Raw genomic sequence first — 19687 nt, 5'->3', positions numbered from 1 at the left:
CGCGGAGAGGGGGAGACATGGGAGACAAGGAAGCTTGTAGGGGCAAAGCATTCGGCTAGAAAATCCAGAGATCGACCGAGAACAATGAGTCCGAATGCTTCGCCCTCTTCTCTTCGGCAGATAAGGGAGATACGGAGACACGGAGATATGGGGAGTATGAATTTTTAATTTTGCGGAAAGTGAGCGGTGTCGGTTTGAGTCCCCTTCAACTTTCCAAGACGCATTTTTAATTCTTTCCCGACACCCCACACCCCACACCCTTTCCCCAATTAGAAATCAACAATGAACCATTAACCAATGAAAAACAGTCTGTGTCGATTCCTGTTTGTTTCGTTCGCGGTGACGGTTGCGGGGAAGGGGGCGATCGCGCAGTCGATCGTCCCGGCAGGTGATGGAACGGGAACGGTGGTTGCGCCATCCGGCGATCGATTTGAGATTCGCGGGGGGCAACTGTCGGGAGATGGGGCAAATCTGTTCCATAGTTTCGAGGAATTCGGACTCAGCCAAGGGCAGATTGCCGACTTTCTTGCCAATCCCAATCTGGAAAATATTTTCGGTCGCGTCACGGGGGGAAATGTTTCGATAATTGACGGTTTGCTGCAAGTTTCTGGGGGCAATGCCAACCTGTATTTACTCAACCCGGCCGGGATTCTGTTTGGGGCAAATGCCAGTCTGAACGTTCCGGCTGATTTCACGGCTACTACTGCCACGGGAATTGGGTTTGAAAATGGCAGGTGGCTGGATGTTTTGGGTGCAAATTCCTGGGGGAGTTTGCTGGGGTCTCCCCATGCCTTCGAGTTTGCCGTATTGGATTTGGGAGCGATCGTCAATCAAGGGAATTTAGCCGTTGCCGAGGGGCAACATCTCCGGTTGTTCGGCGGTACGATCGCCAATCAGGGAACCCTGCAAGCACCGGGAGGCAATATCTCGATCGCTGCCGTTCCCGGTGGCAACTCGATCCGCCTCAGTGCCGATGGCAACGTTCTCAGCTTAGAAATTACCAACCTTTTGCCGGACTCCCCCGTAACTTCTCCGGTACTTCCCGCTTCGGGACTGGACTTACCCGATTTACTCACCGGGGGCAATTTGGGCAACGCCACTCGGGTTGTCGTTCGTGCCGATGGAACCGTCGAGTTAACCGGTAGCCGCGATCGCCTCTCCAACACCGGACAACTCTCTGCGAGCAGCAATCGGCTTGGCGGCAAGATTGATTTGATGGGTTCGGTGGTGGAAAATCGAGGGCAAATTGAGGCAAACGGTATCCAAGGTGGCAGGTTGCACGTGGACGCGGGGAATTTTCTGCAAGCGGGGGAGATGAGCGCCATCGGCAGAACTGGGGATGGGGGAGAAATTCGAGTCAACTACTCCGGGACGGCAATTCAGACGGCGCGGGGAACGACAACGGTCAACGGACGTACCGGTGGGGCGATCGCCTGGCTTGGCGGGGTGGATACCGTTCTGACGACTTCGGGAACCTTCGAGGCAACGGGAGAAGAGACTGGCGGTGCGATCGCTCTGTTTGGGGAAGAGGTGCGATTGTTGGGAACTCGCTTAGATGCCAGTGGCGATCTCGGGGGGGGCGAACTCCTCGTCGGTGGCGACTTTCAGGGACGAACTGGAGACATTCCAGGGGCGACGAATGCTCGCAATACCTTCGTCAATCCTACCAGTCACCTGAATGCAGACGCGCGAAGCGTTGGGGATGGGGGGCGCGTTGTCGTTTGGTCTGATGAGGATACCCAATTTTTCGGCAACATTACCGCGCGGGGTGGTGACGTGAGGGGAAATGGCGGCACGATCGAAGTGTCCGGCAAAAACGAGCTGACCTTCGGGGGTTTTGCCGATGCCGGGGCGATCGAGGGTCTGGCGGGGCAACTCCTACTCGACCCCAAGAATATCATTATCGATGCCACGTCGAGTGGGGGGTTGTTTCAAATTCTCGACCCCAACCCCGCAGCCGGCAATGATTTCGGAGAGCGAATCGTCGTGTTGGGAAATGGCAATCTCGTTGCCACATCGCCGGGGGATGATTTCGCGGCGACGGATGCGGGGGCCGTGTATTTATTCGATCCGGAGACGGGAGAACTCCTGGGGCAAATTAATGGCGAAAATCCCGACGATCGCTTGGGTTCCGATCGCGTCACCGCCCTCACGAACAATAATAATTACGTCTTTGGCAATCCCACTGCCGATATCGATGGTGTCCGAGATGCGGGAACGATGATTCTCGCCGATGGCGAAACTGGCGAGGAGATTAGCCGGATTTCTGGGGTGAATCCCGACGATCGGTTTGGCAATCGCCGGATTGCCCCATTGCCGAATGGAAACTACGTCTTTGGGAATTCCGATGCCGCGCGCAATGGATTAGACGATTTGGGGGCAGTCATCCTCGCCGACGGGACAACCGGTGAAGAAATCGGTCGCATTTGGGGAGAAACCCCCGATGACTTGTTTGGGTTGGATAAAATTCAACCGTTGCCGAACGGGAACTACGTGTTTGGCAACCCATTTGCCGATATTGATGGCGTGGAAAATGCCGGGACGATGATACTTGCCGACGGGAGAACGGGGCAAGAAATCGGTCGCATTTCGGGGTCGAGTCCCGGCGATCGTTTCGGTGAAGATGATATTCAAGCCTTGGCCAATGGGAATTTTGTCTTTGGTAGCCCCGATCTGAATCTGGATGGGATTTCGAATGTGGGAGTGGTTGTTTTAGGAAATGGGACGACGGGAGAAGAAATCGATCGCATCACCGGTAGCAACACCGACGATCGATTTGGCGATCTCACCATTGCGGCTTTACCCAACAATCACTATATTTTTGGCAACCCCGATGCCGACCTCAACGGGTTAAAAGATGCGGGAGTCATTATTATTGCCGATGGCGATACTGGGGCGATCGTTAATCGCATTGAAGGGCAACGGGTAGGGGATGGTTTGGGAGAAGGGGATCTCATTGCCTTGGAGAGTGGTAATGTTGTCTCTGCCAATCCATCTGTGGATGTTAACGGGATTGAAGATGCGGGAACCGCCATCTTAATCGACGGCACCACTGGGGAAGAAATTCACCGCATTTCCGGCACGAATCCCGGCGATCGCTTCGGCGATGAAAATTTAATCTCAGGACGCCCGGAAATCGTTGCCCTACCCAACGGCAACTTTATCTTGACCAATCAGAATGCCGATATCAATGGGGTAGAAGATGCGGGAACGGTCATTTTTGCCGATGGAACCACTGGGGAAGAAATTAGCCGCATTTCCGGCACGAATCCCGGCGATCTCGTGGGTGTGGGGGCGCTTGTTGTCCTCGACAACGGTAACCTCGTTCTGGGTAATCCCGATGCTGATGTCAACGGTCTCCAAGATGCGGGAATGGCGATCGTTATCGATGGCGACACGGGAACGGAACTCCAGCGTTTTGTGGGGACAACGGCGAACGAAAGACTGGGTAGCAGCAATATTCACCCCTTAGAAGGTGGCAGTTTTGCATTTGCCAGTACTGATTTGGAAGAGATTCACATCGGCAATGCCGAACCCTCTGCTCTCACCTACGATCGCCTTCCCAATCGCGATATTACCATCAGTCCCGAGTTCGTTACCCGAGTTACCGATACGGGAACGGCCGTCACATTGCAAGCCAATAACGACATTATCCAACGCGCCAACAGTGCGATCGTCACCGAAAATCCCAACGGCAACGGCGGTTCCCTCACCCTACAAGCAGGACGCAGCATTGCACTCAATGCCGATATTACCACCGACAACGGCAACCTGACTCTGATTGCCAACGATGCCAGCAACGATGTCGTCGATACCGCGCGGGAACCGGGAAATGCCACGATCGCGATCGCCGATGATGTCACCCTCGATGCCGGAACCGGGGATATTACCCTGCGCGTGGATACGGGTTCGGGAACCAACCGCAATAGCGGCGATCTCACCCTCGATTCTACCTTTTTCGCCCGCAATTTGGCGATCGAACTCAACGGACTCAACGGCGGCAATCTCAGCATTGGCAGCGATACCCTCAACGCCGCTCAAAGCCTGCAAGCCACCGCCACCGGAAATATCACCTTTAATACAGCTTTCACCCTACCTGCCAATACGCAACTCACCGCAGAATCCGGTAACATCCTCTTCCGCCATACTGTCGATGCCTCCACCCCCGGCAGACAAAGCCTCACCCTCACCGCAGATACCGGAAACATCACCTTCAACGGCGCGATCGGTCAAATAGCGGAACTCGATACCCTCACCGTTAACAGTGGCGGCATTACCCGCTTCGATCGCAGCGTCACCAGCCACCGCTTGATTACCGATGCGCCGGGAACCACCGAACTCAACGGCAACATCACCGCCAATATCGAGCAAACCTACAACGACCCCGTTCGCATTCTGAGTAACATTACCCTAAATAGCCGTCCGAGTAACGGTCCGATCTCGTTTAATCGTAGCCTCGACAGCCGTCCGGCACGACCCCAAAACCTGACGATTCGAGGGAGTCGGATCGTTTTTAACGATACCGTCGGCAGTCAAACTCCCCTCAACACCCTCACCATCGACAGTGTCGGAACGACGATCGTCACCGATAGCGTTACCACGCGGGGAAATCAAACCTATGAGGCGGCAACGTTGCAGATATCCGATGCCACCCTCGATAGCAATCTGGGGAATGGCAATATTCTTTTGAATGGTTCGATCTCCAGTTCTGGCAACGGATCGGGAAATTTAACCATTGATGCTGGCAGTGGAATGGTGGGGGGTAATGGAATCTTTGGAACCGTCGAAAATCCGATCGGGGATTTCACCGTTCTGGATGCGGGAACTCTCGAACTTCCGGGAGATATTGTCACCTCGGGAAATCTCAACTTCAACGCACGGAATAGCATTACCCTTGGCAATGCGATCGCGCCGGGAGGCATAACAGTGAGTGCAATGGAGAATGTGACTGTCGGCAATCTGAGTACGGCATCGGTTTCTGGGATTGGCGGCAATATTTCGCTATCTAGCGACACAGGTGCGATTATGGCGGGAACCCTCGATAGTTCGGGACTCTCTGGAGGAAACATCACCCTCAACAACCGCAACGCCGCGAACAACAATGCCGCGAACAACATCGAAGTCATATCGATCGACACGCGGGGAAATAACGGTACAGGCGGTAATGTCGAGATCGAAACAGATCGCTTTTTCCGCGCCACCGAGAGTTTTCTCGACAACGGAGTCAATGCCAGCATTTCGACAGCAGGAGGTGATATTACAATTCGCCACGAGGGAGGTGAGGAAACCCTACCGATTCAACCGTTTGTTGTGGGTGATGCCAGCCTCAATGGAACTCACGGGGTAATTACAACGGGGGAATCGAGTCTACGCCGAGGCACTTATCCCGGTGACATCGAAGGCAATATTACCCTCGACACCGATGAACTTCCCCCAGAAACCCCGATCGAACCGCCAATCAATCCCGATCCACCATCCGTAGATGAAACCCCGATAGCACCGCCAATCAATCCCGATAACCCACCCATCCCCGAAATCGATCCCAACCTCCTTCCCAGCAATGACACCAATGGATTTCCCGACGCAGATTTATTCACTGACGATCGCGAATCGTTCTTAGAGATAGAACAACTCGAAGCGGATGCCATCCTGCGAGATTTGCAAGGAGAAGAACCTTCCCAAATCCCAATACTCGAAGCACTCCCAACCGAGGATCGTCCGCGCCAAGAGATTGCCAGTCTCCTCACTCAAGATCGGTTCGATCCCATCGACGATCTCTCCCCATCCATTCTCCCCTCCGATCCGCGCCAAATTATCGCCAATCGCTTAGCCAAAGGAACCCCCGATGCGATCGAGGATGCCGTCGCGCGGATCGACCAATTATTTGAAGAGTATTTTGAAGAACGAATCGGCGAAAACCTCGACGACGACAGTTCCCAACTATGGGTGGAGGATATGCGGAGTATGCTGCAAACCATCGAAGCCGAAACGGGAAACAAATCTGCCATCATCTATGCCGTCAGCCTTCCCCCTAGCCAACTCCCCGACTCCCTCGATCGAGATCGGGAAAAATTAGCGCTGGTATTGGTACGCGCGAACGGTTCCCCGATTTCCCAAACCGTTATTCTCGATCGTGAAGACACCAGCCTGCGCGAAACAATTTCAGGATTTCTCGGATTTATTCAAGCAAGCCACAACTCCAGCTACCGTCCCTTCTCCCAACAACTGTATCGGTGGTTGGTTCAACCCCTCGAACGAGAACTCGATGCGCTCGATATCGAGACGATCGTCTTTTCGATCGACCCAACATTAAGCGATGGCGAAACCATTCCCCTCGCCGCTTTACATGACGGCGAACAGTTTCTCATCGAACAGTACGGTCTCTCCCTCATCCCCAGCCTCAGCCTCACAGAAACTCGCTACCAATCCTTAAAAGAAAAAGACTCTCGCATCCTGGCAATGGGAATCTCCGAGTTTCCCTCACAGGAAAATTTGCCCGCCGTAGCCTTGGAGATCGAGGCGATCGTCGGCGGACCCGATCTCGCCAGCAAAAAAGATCCCCTAACGCAACGATCGCCATTGTGGCCGGGAGAAGCTCTTCTCAACGAAAAATTTACCCTCGAGAATCTCATCGAGCAACGCCGACAACAATTCTTCTCGATCGTTCATCTGGCAACTCACGCAAACTTCGATCCAACTCACCCCGATCGAAGCTATATTCAGTTTTGGGACGGGGAACGTCTCTCTCCCGACGAACTCCGACAGGCTCAATGGTACGCACCGCCTGTGGTAGAGCTGCTCACCCTGAGTGCTTGCGAAACGGCGAGGGGGGGCAACGGATCGATGGAAATGGGATTTGCTGGATTTGCCGTGCAAGCTGGGGTGAAATCGGTTCTCGCGAGCCTGTGGGATATTAATGATGCGGGAACTTTACCACTCATGCTCCAGTTTTATCGCGCTCTCGGGGACGCTCCGATTAAAGCTGAAGCTTTGCGGCAAGCGCAACTGGCACTGTTGCGAGGAGAGGTTCGCTTTGAAAACCATCGACTGATTGGCAATGGCTTGGAAATTCTGCTACCACGGGAGTTGTCGGGTCGGGGCGAGCTCAACTTATCCCACCCCTATTATTGGGCGAGTTTCACGTTAGTGGGAAGTCCGTGGTAGTGAACGTCTTGGACTCCAAAGTTGGGCGTAAGCCAACACGCACAATTGAACCCAGCGTTCGGAGGTAGTCACATCTGGAGTTCAATATTTTAAGCAAGAACACTTGCTAGGGTTGAAATGACTCAAGCGCAATGTGGAGTTGAGATGAAGGTACGAGATCGCGCACAACTCTATCAAGCTACGCCATACTCAGTGTACGGTCTTTTGTAAGGTGGGTGTATGCCCAGCACAATGTCTTCTTTCAATACTCCCATTTCAACTAATTCCTCAGCAGGATTCCAATCCGTCAAATTTTGCTGAAGCCAGATTTTTCCATCCTTAATATCAATATGAACGATACATCGATAAATACGGGTCAACTGATGCCAACCTACATTCAACCATTGATAATGGTCGCGTTCTGTATCGAAGCTCAGTTGAACATCAAGATCGTCATCTCCAGCATCTGCACTGGCATAACGGCTTAATAGCGTCTGTACGCACTCACGATATTGGGCTAATTTATCCATTGCGAGATCGCCTCATCTACAGGGTCATACACGATGATTAAGACTTGATACCGTTGTACCGCACTTCGAGTAAATTCTAATTGGAAAAATGTCCGGTATGCTTCAAGAGGAACTGCCAAATACAGTTTTCGAGTCGGTTCAACAGACTCCAAAGCCAGTCGGTAGCTGAGAAATTGCCCTAATGCCGTGTAGAAATCCGTAACGGCTGAAGGATTCAGAAAACTTTTAATTTCAACGGCGATTTGCTCACCGGCTCGTTCGGCTCCAAGTAACTGCTCTGCACCTAGATCGACGCGAAAGTTAACGTTACCAAACTTAAACTTTAGTGGATCGTCGGTAATAACCCACCGCTCTTTTTCAAGCGCCTTTTTTACTGCTTCGTGGAAAATATCCTTAGCCGACATATCCGGGTCTTTAAAGGGAGCTTTCTCATGATAAGGGCTTATTGAATACAATCTACGAGATCGCGGTAGTGAGGTGAGGGAGATGCGATCGCGCGCGATCGCAGATGTGGAGAAACAGCCACAATTCCCAGCAACAGGCAATGCTGGGTTTCCTTGCGTCAATCTAGCCTAAAGCGATGCGCGATCGCACTCCAAAGTGGTTATCGCCGTTCGATCGTACGATCGTAAATCGTTCATGACGCTGCTGGCTGTTAATTTGAATATCGGTGAGGTATCTATTCCTGCACTTTTTAATCCCTTTGCCGTCCACTTGTTACAAGTATTCATAAAATAATAATCTCCGACACTTTGGTAAAACTGACTACGATCGTCCGATCCATTTCTGAGTTCTAATATTTTGCCTTTTTTGTCTTTATAAAAACTATTTGAAATGAAGCTTATCAAAGAAAAAAAGTTACCGTCGCTCAGACATAATTTCTCGACTTCGCTATTCTGAAAATGCTCGTTGGGGTTCTTTGGGACTGCTACTGCATGGATGACGGTATCTGTCGGCCACAGTATCGCCCTCAGCACTAATCCGGTGGTTATCTTCTTAGCTTGATAGAAACTTCGATCGCCCCAGCCAAACTCTAGATAGGGAATATCGCCGAATCTTTCTTTCAATTGAGGAAGTCTGGCTTGAATGTCACCAGCAGGCACAACGAAACCCGTATGCCAGCCGTGACTGACAACATAGATTTCATGCCCTTCTGTTGTCGAGATTCCCTCGGAGTATTGAACGACATATGGCTTGGAAGAACACCCCGAAAATAGGATTAAAATGATGACTAGAAAAATTATTTTCATGAAACAAGTAGAAATTTGTAGGGTGGGCAGCTCGATCGCTCGTATCAAAATTCAATCTCCGCCAGACAAACTGCCCACTAACCCCGATCGAATTTTCAACTGTCAAAACACGACTCGATCGAAATTCCGACGGTATAATTTAATTATATTTTTTGCTTCATCAAGCCATGACGATCGCAAAACTCAGACAAATTGGCGGTTCCACCTGTATTACGATCCCGAAAGCGTTTCTCGATCGATTGCAACTCAAAGCGGGGGAATCCGTAAAAATCACCTTAGATGGTATGGCTTTGCGGATCGAACCTCAAACGCCATCCTATACTTTAGACGAACTCCTTGCCGGGATGCCTCAAACGCCAACACTCTCCACAGAAGAAAGAGAATGGATCGAAGAAGCACCGCAGGGTAAGGAAATTTGGTAATGGTTCCAGAACAAGGAGATATTATTGCTATTAGTTTCAACCCAACTAAAGGTCACGAACAGGCAGGATATCGACCGGCATTAGTGGTTAGTCCTGCCAGCTTCAACGCTCAAACTGGCACGTTATGGGCTTGCCCGATTACCAATACACAGCGGGGTTGGGCTTTTGAAACGTCTTTAGATGGTACCGGTTTACAAACCACTGGGGCGATACGAGCAGACCAAATTAAAACGTTGGATTTTAACGCTCGTAGATTCTCTTTTAAGGAGAAAGTTCCAAGTTCTATTTTGAATGATGTGCTGGCGAAAATTAGAGCGGTTATTGCTTAACTCGAGCGAGAATCATGCCAATATCCTTTACATAAACCATCGAGTTCATCTAGCGAATAGCTTTTACCCGCTCCATCAGTCACCTTCGCAGACAATGCTGTAAAATAGATTTCACCACCGCAATAACCAAAATCCGATGAAGGCTGATTGCACGTAACCTCAATCAAATCATCTCTTAACTTCCCTTGCAGAATTTCCAGATCTGGCGTAAAGATAGTACTTATTTCCGTTAAAATCTCTGGCTGAGATTGTGTATTATTAGGCCAAGTTGAAAAACTAATGTTGTCAACTTGAATTAATTCGATTGAAAACTTGTGAAAACTCGGATCGATTCGTTCTGCTAAATATTGTATCTCGACATCCATATACAGGATATCTCGCTCCAAATAGCAGTTGACGATCCAACCATCATGAAACTTAGAAAATAAGTCTCTAATATTTTCTAGACCTTCAATCTTCACAAGCAGAACGTTTTCTTCAATAGCAATCACATCTAGGAATGTCTAGCCCCTTTACACGCATGAATCGTTCGCTCGCAAACCGATGCCATCATAACCTACGCAGAATCAGGTTTCGAGGAACTAACGTCAGGCTATCAAAATCAACATTTTGGGAAATGGAGAATAGCGGATTCGAACCGCTGACCTCTGCGGTGCGATCGCAGCGCTCTACCAACTGAGCTAATTCCCCGTCAATCGCAGTCCCTATTGTACCATCTGGGGGCGATCGAATTTGGATAAATTACGAGGAAATTTCCTCTAACGCCACATCCCGTTCCCGTCCTTCAAACACCCGCCGCACTCTCTCGACTTCCAACTCCGTCAGATAGTCCACCGTCCAGTTACACAGGCGTTGGAGCATATGGAACGGGTAAGTATGTGCCACCCCCACCACCTTCATTCCCGCTCGCTTTGCCGCTTCGATACCCGCAAAAGTATCCTCAATCACCAAACATTCCGATGGCTGCAGGTTTAACTCGGGATGCGCCTGTTTCAACCGTTCCATCGCCAGCAAATACCCATCCGGTTCCGGCTTGCTGGTGGTGATGTCGTCCCCGGCCACCACCAGAGAGAAGTAGCGCGCCAACCCCGATCGATCGAGAATCAACTCAATTTCCGATCGCAGCGCACCACTCACCACCGCTATCTTCAACTCGGCAACTTGCAACTTAAACAGCAAACTCTCTGCATCGGGATAAATGGGGAGGACTTCCAACGTATCGAGTTGTTGCTGGTAGGCCTCCGTTTTACGTTGGAGAATTTTGCCCAGATACTCCTCGGAAATATACCGACCCCGATTCTCCAACAACGATAGCAAACAAGCGCGATCGCTGCGACCCAAACAAAATTGATTGAACTCACCCGGTTTGGGCCGCAAATTTTCCTCCAGCAGAACCTGCTCGATTAACTGCTCGTGAATCTGCTCGTCGTTAATAATAACGCCGTTGAAATCAAATAAAACTGCTTTAAGAACCATGTGCCGTCGAGAATGCGGGGGCCGGGATTCCCGCTAAATCCGGCTCGGAAACGTCAGGGGTAGTGGTTTGTACCTGAGAAGTTGGAGTGCTCGTCGGTAGAGGCTTGATACCTCGCGTCACTTGATGCATCCACCAAAACTCTTGAGTGCGCACGGCTTCAAATCCCGCACGTCCCATCCAGGCTTCCACGCTACCGGCTGAATACTCTTTAATATACGGCTCCTGAAACACTTCTGTCAGCCAATCGGTGCTGTTGAGGGTGCGCTGGTTGCCGTCGAGCATCAGCACCTCTCCCCCCGGAACCAACAATCGGTAGCATTCCCGGAGGATGGCTTGGGATACTGCTGGCGGCGTTTCGTGGAACAACAGCGCCATGGTGACGACGTCGAAAGACGCATCGGCAAATCCAGTACGTTCGGCATTGCCGTGCCGCCATTGAATCTCCAACCCCGCTTGACGCGCCTTGTACTCTCCCATGAATAGCATATAGGGAGACAAATCCAAGCCGATGACTTCTGCCTGGGGAAAGGTGCGTTTGAGAGTTAGCGTCGTCGAACCGGTGCCGCAACCGAGATCGAGAATTCGCCGGGGTTTCCCGCCAATGGCATCGATTAAGCTTTGACGCACCCAGTTTTCACCGGGAGGCAGAACGTATTGGGTGATGGGATCGTAGGAGACGGCCGCACCGGAGGTGAGGTAGCCGCCTTTAATACCGTGAAAGTCACCGTTGCGGTAGTATTCGGGATAGCTAAGGGTGGAGTCTGCGAGGCGATCGCATTCGGTTGGCCAATCCACACTGCGATCGAACTGGCGCATCTCATCTTCATTAATCAGCGATCGGACGATCGGCGAGAGAAACCGATCCCAAAGGGGTTTTTGTTGAGTTGTCATCGGGGTTTGTAAAGGAATGTTTTATTTTTTTAGTTTACCTTCATCGGATGTGCAACGTTAAGCTCAGCCATGGGGTGAGCGAGCAGACTATATCCCCCTTTCCCCTTCCCCCTTTTCCTTTAACCCGGCGTTGTCAGTTGAAATATTCTGCCGGCAAAATCTAACAGCTTCTGCAACCTCCCTCGTTTCCTGGGGATAGCTTAAAACCGGACGATCGATAATAACCAGCCTCACCCCCAACTCCGCCGCCACTCGACGCTTCACATCTTCTCCCCCCGCCTTTCCCGATGCTTTCGTCACCACCGTCGTAATCTGCCACTGCCGCCACAATGCCGCTTCCAACTCAGCAGATATGGGGGGACGCAAGGCAATCAGGCGATCGGGAGTGAATCCAGCAGCCAAAGCAGTTTCCAGAGCAATTTGGGAGGGAAGGAGGCGTGCAAACAGAGTCGATCGCCCTTGCCAGGGTTGAAAGCGCGGTAATATTTGGTAGCCGACAATGAGTAGCACCCGCTTGCCACTTAGGTAATCCCCGGTTAGTAACGCCTCGAAACTGGGAAGATGAAGGACGTGGCTAGCGTTCCTATCCTCATTCTCAAGTACTGGACGCTCGAATCGTAGGTAGGGCAAATGGTACTGTTGCGCAGCCGCTATTGCCAGTTCCGAAACCGCAGCAGCGTAGGGGTGAGAGGCATCCAAAATCGCAACAATCCGCTCTCGTCGTATAAACCCTTCGATACTGACGCGATCGAGTTTTCCCACCCAAATTTTCAGATGGGGAGATTCCGGGTAAAGGGATTTTGCCGCCTCCGTCGTCACGGAAATCGTACAGGGAATCCCCCGCGATGCCAGTTCCCGCGCAATTTCCCCACTCTCACTCGTCCCGCCAATTAACCAAATTCGATCCAATGTTCTGTTTTCCTAAGCTGGTGTCTGGTGTTTATAGCACTACGCAAATGTATTCGGACACCACAATCTCTGTATCCTCTACTGGATATTGTTCAAATTTGCTGAATGTCCTAACAGACTTGCGTAACGCTATATCGGGGAAGGGGAAAAGGGGGATAAGTCTACTCGCTCACCATATCGCGAGTGCAAAAAGAGCGCGCACCGCGTTAAATCTAAAAAACATTCCCTTGAAAGCCCTGCTCCCCCTGCTCACATCCACCGGAATGCGCGGTGATTCAACCGGATTCGATCTCACTCTTCGCTGTCAAAAATGGGAACGGTGAAATGAAATTCACTGCCCTTATCCTTACCGTCGGAATTCGCCCAAACCCGACCGCCCCAGCGTTGGATAATCTGACGGCAGATGGCCAACCCCAAACCCGTGCCGCCGGCGGTGCGACGCAAGGCTCCTTCTTCTTGATAAAATCGCTCGAATATCGCTTCGAGGCGATCGGGTTCGATGCCCCGTCCGGTGTCTGCAACCGTCACTTCCAGCATTCGACCGCCGTTACGCCGTGCTTTGACAATCGCCTCTCCTTGAGCGGGGGTGAACTTGCAGGCGTTATCGAGGAGTTTCCCCAGCACCTGCACCAGCCATTCCCCATCCGCTTGAACCAGGGGTAAATCCGATGGCACCTCCGTTAGGATTTGGGGAACGTTTTTCTCGACACCGCGGGCGCGAATGCTGCTGAGGGCCAAATCCACGCATTCTTGGAGCATCAGCGGTTCGGAATGCCACTCCACCCGACCGCTTTCGAGGTTGGAAAGGGTGAGGAAGTCTCGCACCAGTTCCCGCAGCCGTTCGGTATCTGCCAAGGCCGTATCGAGCATCACCTGTTGCACCTCGATGGGCATATCCGGTTCGCTGGCGAGGCTTTCGAGGCACACTTGAATCGTCGATAGGGGGGTGCGCAATTCGTGTCCGGTAATGGCAATCAAATTGCTGCGGGTGCGTTCTAGGGCTTCGAGTTGTTGGTTGAGTTCTTCGAGGTTGGCGTGGGTTTCCGCCTGAATCAGGGCCACGCCAATTTGGTCGGCGATCGCATCCACCAGGGCCAGTTCGTCATTTTTCCAGGGGTGGGAGTGGCTGCGGCATTGATGGAGTTCGATGGCACCGAGCAACTTGCCCCGATAGATGACGGGAACCAGCAGCCACGCCCCGATTTGCCAGCGTTCCACTAGGATTTGAAAGCATTTGTTGCCAGAGTACTCTCGCTCTTCGCGGGTTTGGGGATTTTGGGTATTATCGATCGCGACCCGTTTACCTTCAGCAACTGCGGTTTGAAACAGGGGATTGTTTTTCAGGGGCCAGGTTTGACCGACGATCGAACTCACCCCATCTGCTAAATATTCCCGTGCGATGTCTGCGGTATCGTCCCCCGCCTTACAGCGATAGATGGAGCAGCGACAAACATCCAGGGCGCCGCCGAGTTCTTCGGTAGCCACATCGAGAACTTGCTCGGGATCGAGGGAGGCGCGGATGGCACTGGCGATGGAATTCACCAACCGTTCCTTACGCTCTTGTTCCGAGAGAGAGCGATACGCTTTGAGGAGTTTGTACTGACCCGCTTGTAAGTAAGTCACCAAACGTTCGGCAAAGGGGCCCGGATCGACGCCAACGGAAGTTTCCGAAGCCGGATCGGACTTGTCGGATAGGCGAATATCGTAAGTGGTGCGCGCTCGATCGATTTTGTCGGCCAGTTCCGGTCGGTAGGTTAAGATGCGATCGAAGAGCAAATTCGCCACCCGCACGCTCACCTGGCGATCGAACATCCACACCCCTTCAAACCGGCGCGACGAATCCAAATCCGGACTCAACCGTCCCAACCGGCGATTTTCCTGGGTCGGTGCCAGACGTTCCCGACACACCAAACAGGTGCCGTACCTGCGAGACAGAATCACCAAGTGCCACTCTTGGGAGAGGCCGTCATTGGGGTCGAAGGCTATGGTTTCGTACGCACCGGAGCGATTGGAAAAGTCGGTTTCTGGGGCAGCGAGGACGTAAACTTGAGGCGAAACCTTGGCAATTCGCAAGTACCGACGAGTTTCGAGGCGATAGAACCGCTCTCGTTGGAAATTTGCAATCACTAAGGGTGCGTCGTCTCCAGCGAGAACCATATCTTCCATCGCGTGGGAGAGTGCCGTTAGGGAAGACTTGAAGTAGGTGTGAGACCGCAGTTGAGGCAGAGATTGCAGCAAATCTTCCAGGACGGAAGTCGTGATGCTCATTGATGCTCGTTGACTGTCCAGTTCGGGCAAATATTCTCAACTTAGAGCGATATTGTGGGGTTAAACACCAGATTTAGGGTTAGTTTGATGGTGGCGTTTAATCATTGGGGAAAATCGCACTTTTCCCATCGCTCTCGATTGAGTCAGACTATATCTACCTTACCGGAAACTGGAGCCGTTTCGCTGCGGGAGATGAAACGGGCGCGCGACTTCTTTGGAGTATTGCGCGAAGGGTTGATTTCCCATGGAAGCAATCTTCGGACCCGATCGCCATCGAATTCGGATCGCCAGGGGAAGCTGAGAACGCAGGTGTTGCTGGGGGAGAACGTGACTCGTGGAATGGGTCGATGATGGTGATGACCCAGATGGCGAGATTGACGCTCGATCGAACCCCGCAGAGAAACTCTCAGATGGCTTTCGCTCGGTTCGCGCGCGTACATGCTGTCAACTGTGGGGAGCAGCCCATAAAATAGAATCAAACGCCAAAAAACAACCATTGTTTTCAATTTTTTATTGAACCAGACTCTCCTCACCCAAAAGCTTTCTCTGTCAGCATTCGGGTATTAGCCATCAGTCCTCAGCTAAAAACTGCGCTCGGCTGATAAATTTAACGTTTTCTACGCTAAAAACCTGAAAAATTTGGCTGTCCCGAAGAGTCAAAAACTGATAGCCGATCGCCCTAATGCTTACCTTTGTATTTATCTGTAAACCCCAATTAAAATCTATCGGAGTGCTCTATGCTATCCCAAGAAAAACTGTGTCAGTTACTCAAAAAAAACTCTCTCTCAACGAGCTTATCCGATGCTGAAGTTGAGAGTTTAGCCCGTGCGGGAACTGTATCGGAAATCACGCCGGGGAATTTCACGATCGTTGAGGGAGAACCCAGCGATTCGATTTTAGCGATCCTCGATGGCGAAGCGGAAATCCTCAAGGGAAAACTCAACGACAAACCCTATTGCATTCGCAATATCGGTCCGGGAGAAACATTGGGAGAATTGGGTTTTATCTTGAACGAACCGCGCAGTTGCAGCGTGCGAGTCACGCGAATTGCCCAAGTGTTTTCTCTCAATCGAGAAGCCTTCGAACAAATGCTATCCAATGGCGACAGTGCCAGCAGCAAAATATCGATGCAGCTGTCGAAGGTGATGGGTCAACGAATGAATTTGTTAACGGATGAAACCGTTAAATTACTCGACGAACACGATAGTTTGCTTGCGACCCTCGAACAAATGAAAACCGTGAATTCGGCATCAGACGTTCATCAACTGCGCCAAAAACTCGCTCTGCAGACAGAGCAAATGCGCACCAAACAAGACCAGCTTAAAAAAAACGTCAAGCAGCTCAACTTACAAGTTCAAAAAGCTCAAGCCATCTCGACGGGATTACAGGTTACGATCGGAGCGATCGTGGTGAGTGCGGTACTGGGATTTGCTTATCTTCAGGGTGCGTTTAATGGGATTTTCGGTTCGAGTTCGAGTTTTTCAAATGTAACCGCGATTCCCGAACTGAATAATCAAGAAGATTGCAATCTCAGTGGTAAGCTGTGGTGCAACGGTCGATGTTTAGATATCGATCGGTAATAATTTAGTAATCGGTCATCAGCCATCAGCGATCGACCATCAGAATTAAACGCCGATCGTGCTGAAAAATTTTACCTTTTTCAAGCTAAAACTCCTGCATTTTTTTTATTGTAAGAGTCTAAATCTGATGACGAATTGCTGACGGCTAATGGCTGATATTGAACGGAGTCTTGACGTCTCGCGAATCGTCGGAGCTATTGTTTAACGAATTCGGGACTAACTCGGAATAAATGCGGTTTGAACGATGCCGCGAGTCCCATTTGTTTTCCAGTTTGAATCGGCGATATCTAAGCTCGCAATCTGTTCGTTAGCAAGTCCGACAATGATATCAGATTTGAGGTTTCGCAGTGCGGCAATGGGGGCGGGAAAGTAGCTGAGTATATCGCCAAAACTCGTTGTTTCTTCCCACTGAAGATCGCCGAGTAGTCGACGATAATTGGCATCGCCTTTGACAATAACTAAATTTGATTTTCCGAGTTCTTCATACAAAGAGTCTGGCATATCCCAGGCCGCTAGAGGAGATGTCCAAAATGGATCGTCGCACAGCCACAATCGATCGGATTTTAAATAGTTTTTCAGGCGAAGTCCGAACCGATTGAGTTCGGGGTGAGGGTCAGCTTCGAGAAAGTCGATGGTTTGAACCACATCGTCTTTTGTCGCATCGGAAACGAAAGTGGGATAGTGTTTGAGATGGAGGTAAACTCGATCGGCAATTTGACTCCCCAGTAAAAAGTCGACCAAACCTAAATCGCAGACGAGTTCAAAACCCGAATTGTCAATGATAATATCCATCCGTCTGTGATATCTTAAGGCCAGATAACTCAATAAGTTTTCGGTCTCGTCAACCAGTAAACGTTCTCGTTGTTTTTCGATTTCAATTTTTTCACTTTCGTCCACTTCGGACGACCATAAATCGTCCACCGACCATAAACTTAAATCGGCACGATTTCCCCATAAGGAAAAATAGAGAAGCATCAGACATCCCGAAGGTTGCCAGTCTCCATCGATAGCATCTAGGCGATCGCTTAAGTCGCGAATCGAATCGATCGCCATTTCTAGACCTTTTCTTTTTTGAGATGCATAGGGATCTAAATCCTGAAATTTACCCTCTTTAAAGTATCCGATTGTATCGAGTATTTTGCGATAAAAATACGTTTCGGCAAAAAACCAGGGAACCTCTAACCAGGATTGTCCTAAGTAGGGCTTTAAATAACGATCCCAATCCTGAAAGTCCGGTGCATCTAAATTGTGGAGTAGGCTTACTTTATGCGATCGAACTTCTTCGGAAAATCGAGTTAACCGATCGATTACTTCTTCAGAAAACTCATTTTCTTGTATCGATCTGTGACAGATATTCGGCAACCGCTCGGTCATCGTATAAAATGCAAATGACCCTTCTTCAGAGCCAGTCAGGGGTTTGGGAGGTGTGAGTGTCAAACGTGATTGTTCGGTCATTTTGTTCGGTTATTGATATTTAGGATTTTACGTCCATCATATAAGATAGTAGAAAGAACGATCGACGAAAATATATTGACTATTTATGCGAGTATTCGTCCTACTATTTAATCCCGGTACGGATAACGAGGGTATTCATACGATTCGACTCGCGTCTGGTGACGGCGGCGAACGCAATATCGTGATGATGTTCGAGCTCGAAGATGATGCCACTCGCTATGGAATGCTTCTCGAAGCGCAAGATTTTCACGTTCCCAGCGTTGAGGCGATCGATTCCGAAGAAGTTGAAGCATTTTGCCGCAATTTTGGCTACGAAACCAAATTAATTCCTGAAGGTTTCGTGCCTCAGTCTCCCGAAGAGAGGATTTTTCTCGCGCCGCCAGAAACTAATCTCGATGATGCCGAGTGGTCGCCAGACAAACCCGCCGCGGACACCACCGACCCCTTAGAATCAGAAATGTCCGACCCCGAACTCGATGCGATGCGTCGGAGATTGGAAGGTTTATTGTAAAAAATACCGTGAAAAATTTAGAAAATCGCGGGCATCTGCTCACCGAACAAAGCAATCCCAACACCGAGAATTTAGATCGGCTGAGCGCCCTTGAGTTGGTCGATGTGTTCCATCGGGAAGATGCCCGAGTCCTAGAGGCGATCGCTTCAGCGCGCGAACCTCTCGCCACAGCCATCGAACGGATTGCCACGGCCTTTAGCAAGGGAGGGCGGCTGTTCTACGTCGGTGCGGGAACCAGCGGACGGTTGGGGGTATTGGATGCGGCCGAATGTCCTCCTACATTTTGTACGCCGGCAGACATGGTTCAGGGCATCATCGCCGGTGGTGCGGGTGCTCTGGTGCGCAGTTCTGAAGGGTTGGAAGATCTGCCTGAAGATGGGGTAGAAGCGATCGCCCAACATCAAATTCGCGATTTGGATGTGGTGGTGGGTATCACCGCTGGGGGAACGACACCTTACGTGCATGGGGCCCTGCAAGCCGCAAGAGGGCGCGGTGCAACGACGGTTTTTATCGCCTGCGTTCCCCAGGAACAGGTACAAATCGATGTGGATGTGGATATTCGCTTGATAACCGGACCGGAAGTCCTGGCGGGTTCGACGCGGTTGAAAGCGGGAACGGTGACGAAGCTGGCACTGAATATCCTCTCCACCGGGGCAATGGTACGGGTGGGGAAAGTATACGGCAATCGGATGGTGGATGTGGCGGTGACGAACCGGAAACTGCACGATCGCGCCTTGCGAATGATTTGCGACTTGACAGATGTCAGTCGGGAAGAGGCGGCCGTACTGCTCGAAAAAAGCGATCGACAGGTGAAGCTGGCATTGCTGATGCACTGGACGGGGGTGGATGCCCACCTCGGCAAGCAGGTGTTGGCAGATTGTGGCGGACAGTTGCGAGTCGCCGTAGAAAGCCTTAATTGACA

General features: G+C 50.9%; 16 protein-coding genes and 1 tRNA gene. 6 read left to right on the top strand and 11 right to left on the bottom strand.

The features are described from left to right. Window positions 1–297: 297 nt before the first annotated feature. Window positions 298–7164: a CHAT domain-containing protein gene (locus tag AC2215_RS06860; RefSeq protein ID WP_486809222.1), complete on the top strand. Its 6867-nt coding sequence runs from the start codon at window positions 298–300 to the stop codon at window positions 7162–7164. A 173-nt stretch (window positions 7165–7337) separates the two neighbouring features. On the opposite strand, the gene AC2215_RS06855 is transcribed toward AC2215_RS06860, so the two are convergent. The 3 genes from AC2215_RS06855 to AC2215_RS06845 form a co-directional block, all read right to left on the bottom strand. Continuing rightward, complete coding sequence (locus tag AC2215_RS06855) at window positions 7338–7673, bottom strand: element excision factor XisI family protein (RefSeq protein ID WP_486809221.1); 336 nt, start codon at window positions 7671–7673, stop codon at window positions 7338–7340. Further along, window positions 7661–8077, bottom strand: a complete 417-nt coding sequence (locus AC2215_RS06850; RefSeq protein WP_486809223.1) for a XisH family protein — start codon at window positions 8075–8077, stop codon at window positions 7661–7663. The genes AC2215_RS06855 and AC2215_RS06850 overlap by 13 nt, the downstream gene beginning before the upstream one ends. 168 nt (window positions 8078–8245) lie before the next feature. After that, the gene (locus AC2215_RS06845) at window positions 8246–8923 is read right to left on the bottom strand and encodes a TIGR02117 family protein (protein WP_486809220.1); all 678 of its coding nucleotides are present in this window, start codon (window positions 8921–8923) and stop codon (window positions 8246–8248) included. A gap of 167 nt (window positions 8924–9090) precedes the next feature. Here AC2215_RS06845 and AC2215_RS06840 point away from each other — a divergent pair, with 167 nt between their 5' ends. Continuing rightward, complete coding sequence (locus AC2215_RS06840) at window positions 9091–9345, top strand: AbrB/MazE/SpoVT family DNA-binding domain-containing protein (RefSeq protein WP_486809219.1); 255 nt, start codon at window positions 9091–9093, stop codon at window positions 9343–9345. Further along, on the top strand, window positions 9345–9674 hold the full coding sequence (locus AC2215_RS06835) for a type II toxin-antitoxin system PemK/MazF family toxin (protein WP_486809218.1): 330 nt from the start codon (window positions 9345–9347) through the stop codon (window positions 9672–9674). The genes AC2215_RS06840 and AC2215_RS06835 overlap by 1 nt, the downstream gene beginning before the upstream one ends. On the opposite strand, the gene AC2215_RS06830 is transcribed toward AC2215_RS06835, so the two are convergent. The 7 genes from AC2215_RS06830 to AC2215_RS06800 all read right to left on the bottom strand — a co-directional run bounded on the left by AC2215_RS06830 (window position 9671) and on the right by AC2215_RS06800 (window position 15716). After that, window positions 9671–10165 (bottom strand): hypothetical protein, encoded by a 495-nt coding sequence (locus AC2215_RS06830; protein WP_486809217.1) that lies wholly within the window; start codon window positions 10163–10165, stop codon window positions 9671–9673. The two genes, AC2215_RS06835 and AC2215_RS06830, sit on opposite strands and share 4 nt — an antisense overlap. A 126-nt stretch (window positions 10166–10291) precedes the next feature. After that, window positions 10292–10364, bottom strand: a tRNA-Ala gene (locus AC2215_RS06825). A gap of 51 nt (window positions 10365–10415) precedes the next feature. After that, window positions 10416–11150, bottom strand: a complete 735-nt coding sequence (locus tag AC2215_RS06820) for an HAD family hydrolase (protein ID WP_486809216.1) — start codon at window positions 11148–11150, stop codon at window positions 10416–10418. Next, window positions 11140–12042: a class I SAM-dependent methyltransferase gene (locus AC2215_RS06815; RefSeq protein ID WP_486809215.1), complete on the bottom strand. Its 903-nt coding sequence runs from the start codon at window positions 12040–12042 to the stop codon at window positions 11140–11142. The genes AC2215_RS06820 and AC2215_RS06815 overlap by 11 nt, the downstream gene beginning before the upstream one ends. 87 nt (window positions 12043–12129) lie before the next feature. Next, entirely contained in the window at window positions 12130–12951 is an 822-nt protein-coding gene (locus AC2215_RS06810) for a cobalt-precorrin-6A reductase (protein WP_486809214.1), read from the bottom strand. Between the two features lie 291 nt (window positions 12952–13242). Then, on the bottom strand, window positions 13243–15219 hold the full coding sequence (locus AC2215_RS06805; protein ID WP_486809213.1) for a DICT sensory domain-containing protein: 1977 nt from the start codon (window positions 15217–15219) through the stop codon (window positions 13243–13245). Between the two features lie 143 nt (window positions 15220–15362). Further along, window positions 15363–15716: a hypothetical protein gene (locus AC2215_RS06800; RefSeq protein ID WP_486809212.1), complete on the bottom strand. Its 354-nt coding sequence runs from the start codon at window positions 15714–15716 to the stop codon at window positions 15363–15365. 240 nt (window positions 15717–15956) lie between these two features. Between AC2215_RS06800 and AC2215_RS06795 the strand changes: the two genes are divergently transcribed. Then, window positions 15957–16799 (top strand): cyclic nucleotide-binding domain-containing protein, encoded by an 843-nt coding sequence (locus AC2215_RS06795; protein WP_486809211.1) that lies wholly within the window; start codon window positions 15957–15959, stop codon window positions 16797–16799. 216 nt (window positions 16800–17015) lie between these two features. On the opposite strand, the gene AC2215_RS06790 is transcribed toward AC2215_RS06795, so the two are convergent. Beyond that, window positions 17016–18254 (bottom strand): damage-control phosphatase ARMT1 family protein, encoded by a 1239-nt coding sequence (locus AC2215_RS06790; protein ID WP_486809210.1) that lies wholly within the window; start codon window positions 18252–18254, stop codon window positions 17016–17018. Between the two features lie 85 nt (window positions 18255–18339). On the opposite strand from AC2215_RS06790, the gene AC2215_RS06785 reads away from it, so the two are divergent. Beyond that, window positions 18340–18765 carry a DUF3110 domain-containing protein gene (locus tag AC2215_RS06785; RefSeq protein ID WP_486809209.1) on the top strand — a complete coding sequence of 142 codons (426 nt, stop codon included), beginning with the start codon at window positions 18340–18342 and terminating at the stop codon, window positions 18763–18765. An 8-nt stretch (window positions 18766–18773) separates the two neighbouring features. Then, window positions 18774–19685, top strand: coding sequence for an N-acetylmuramic acid 6-phosphate etherase (gene murQ, locus AC2215_RS06780; protein WP_486809208.1), 912 nt, complete (start codon window positions 18774–18776; stop codon window positions 19683–19685). Window positions 19686–19687: the final 2 nt, after the last annotated feature.

This window comes from Zarconia sp. (assembly GCF_057467645.1).
The sequence above is the reverse complement of the archived record's forward strand: the minus strand, read 5'-3'. Positions and strand labels throughout refer to the sequence as shown.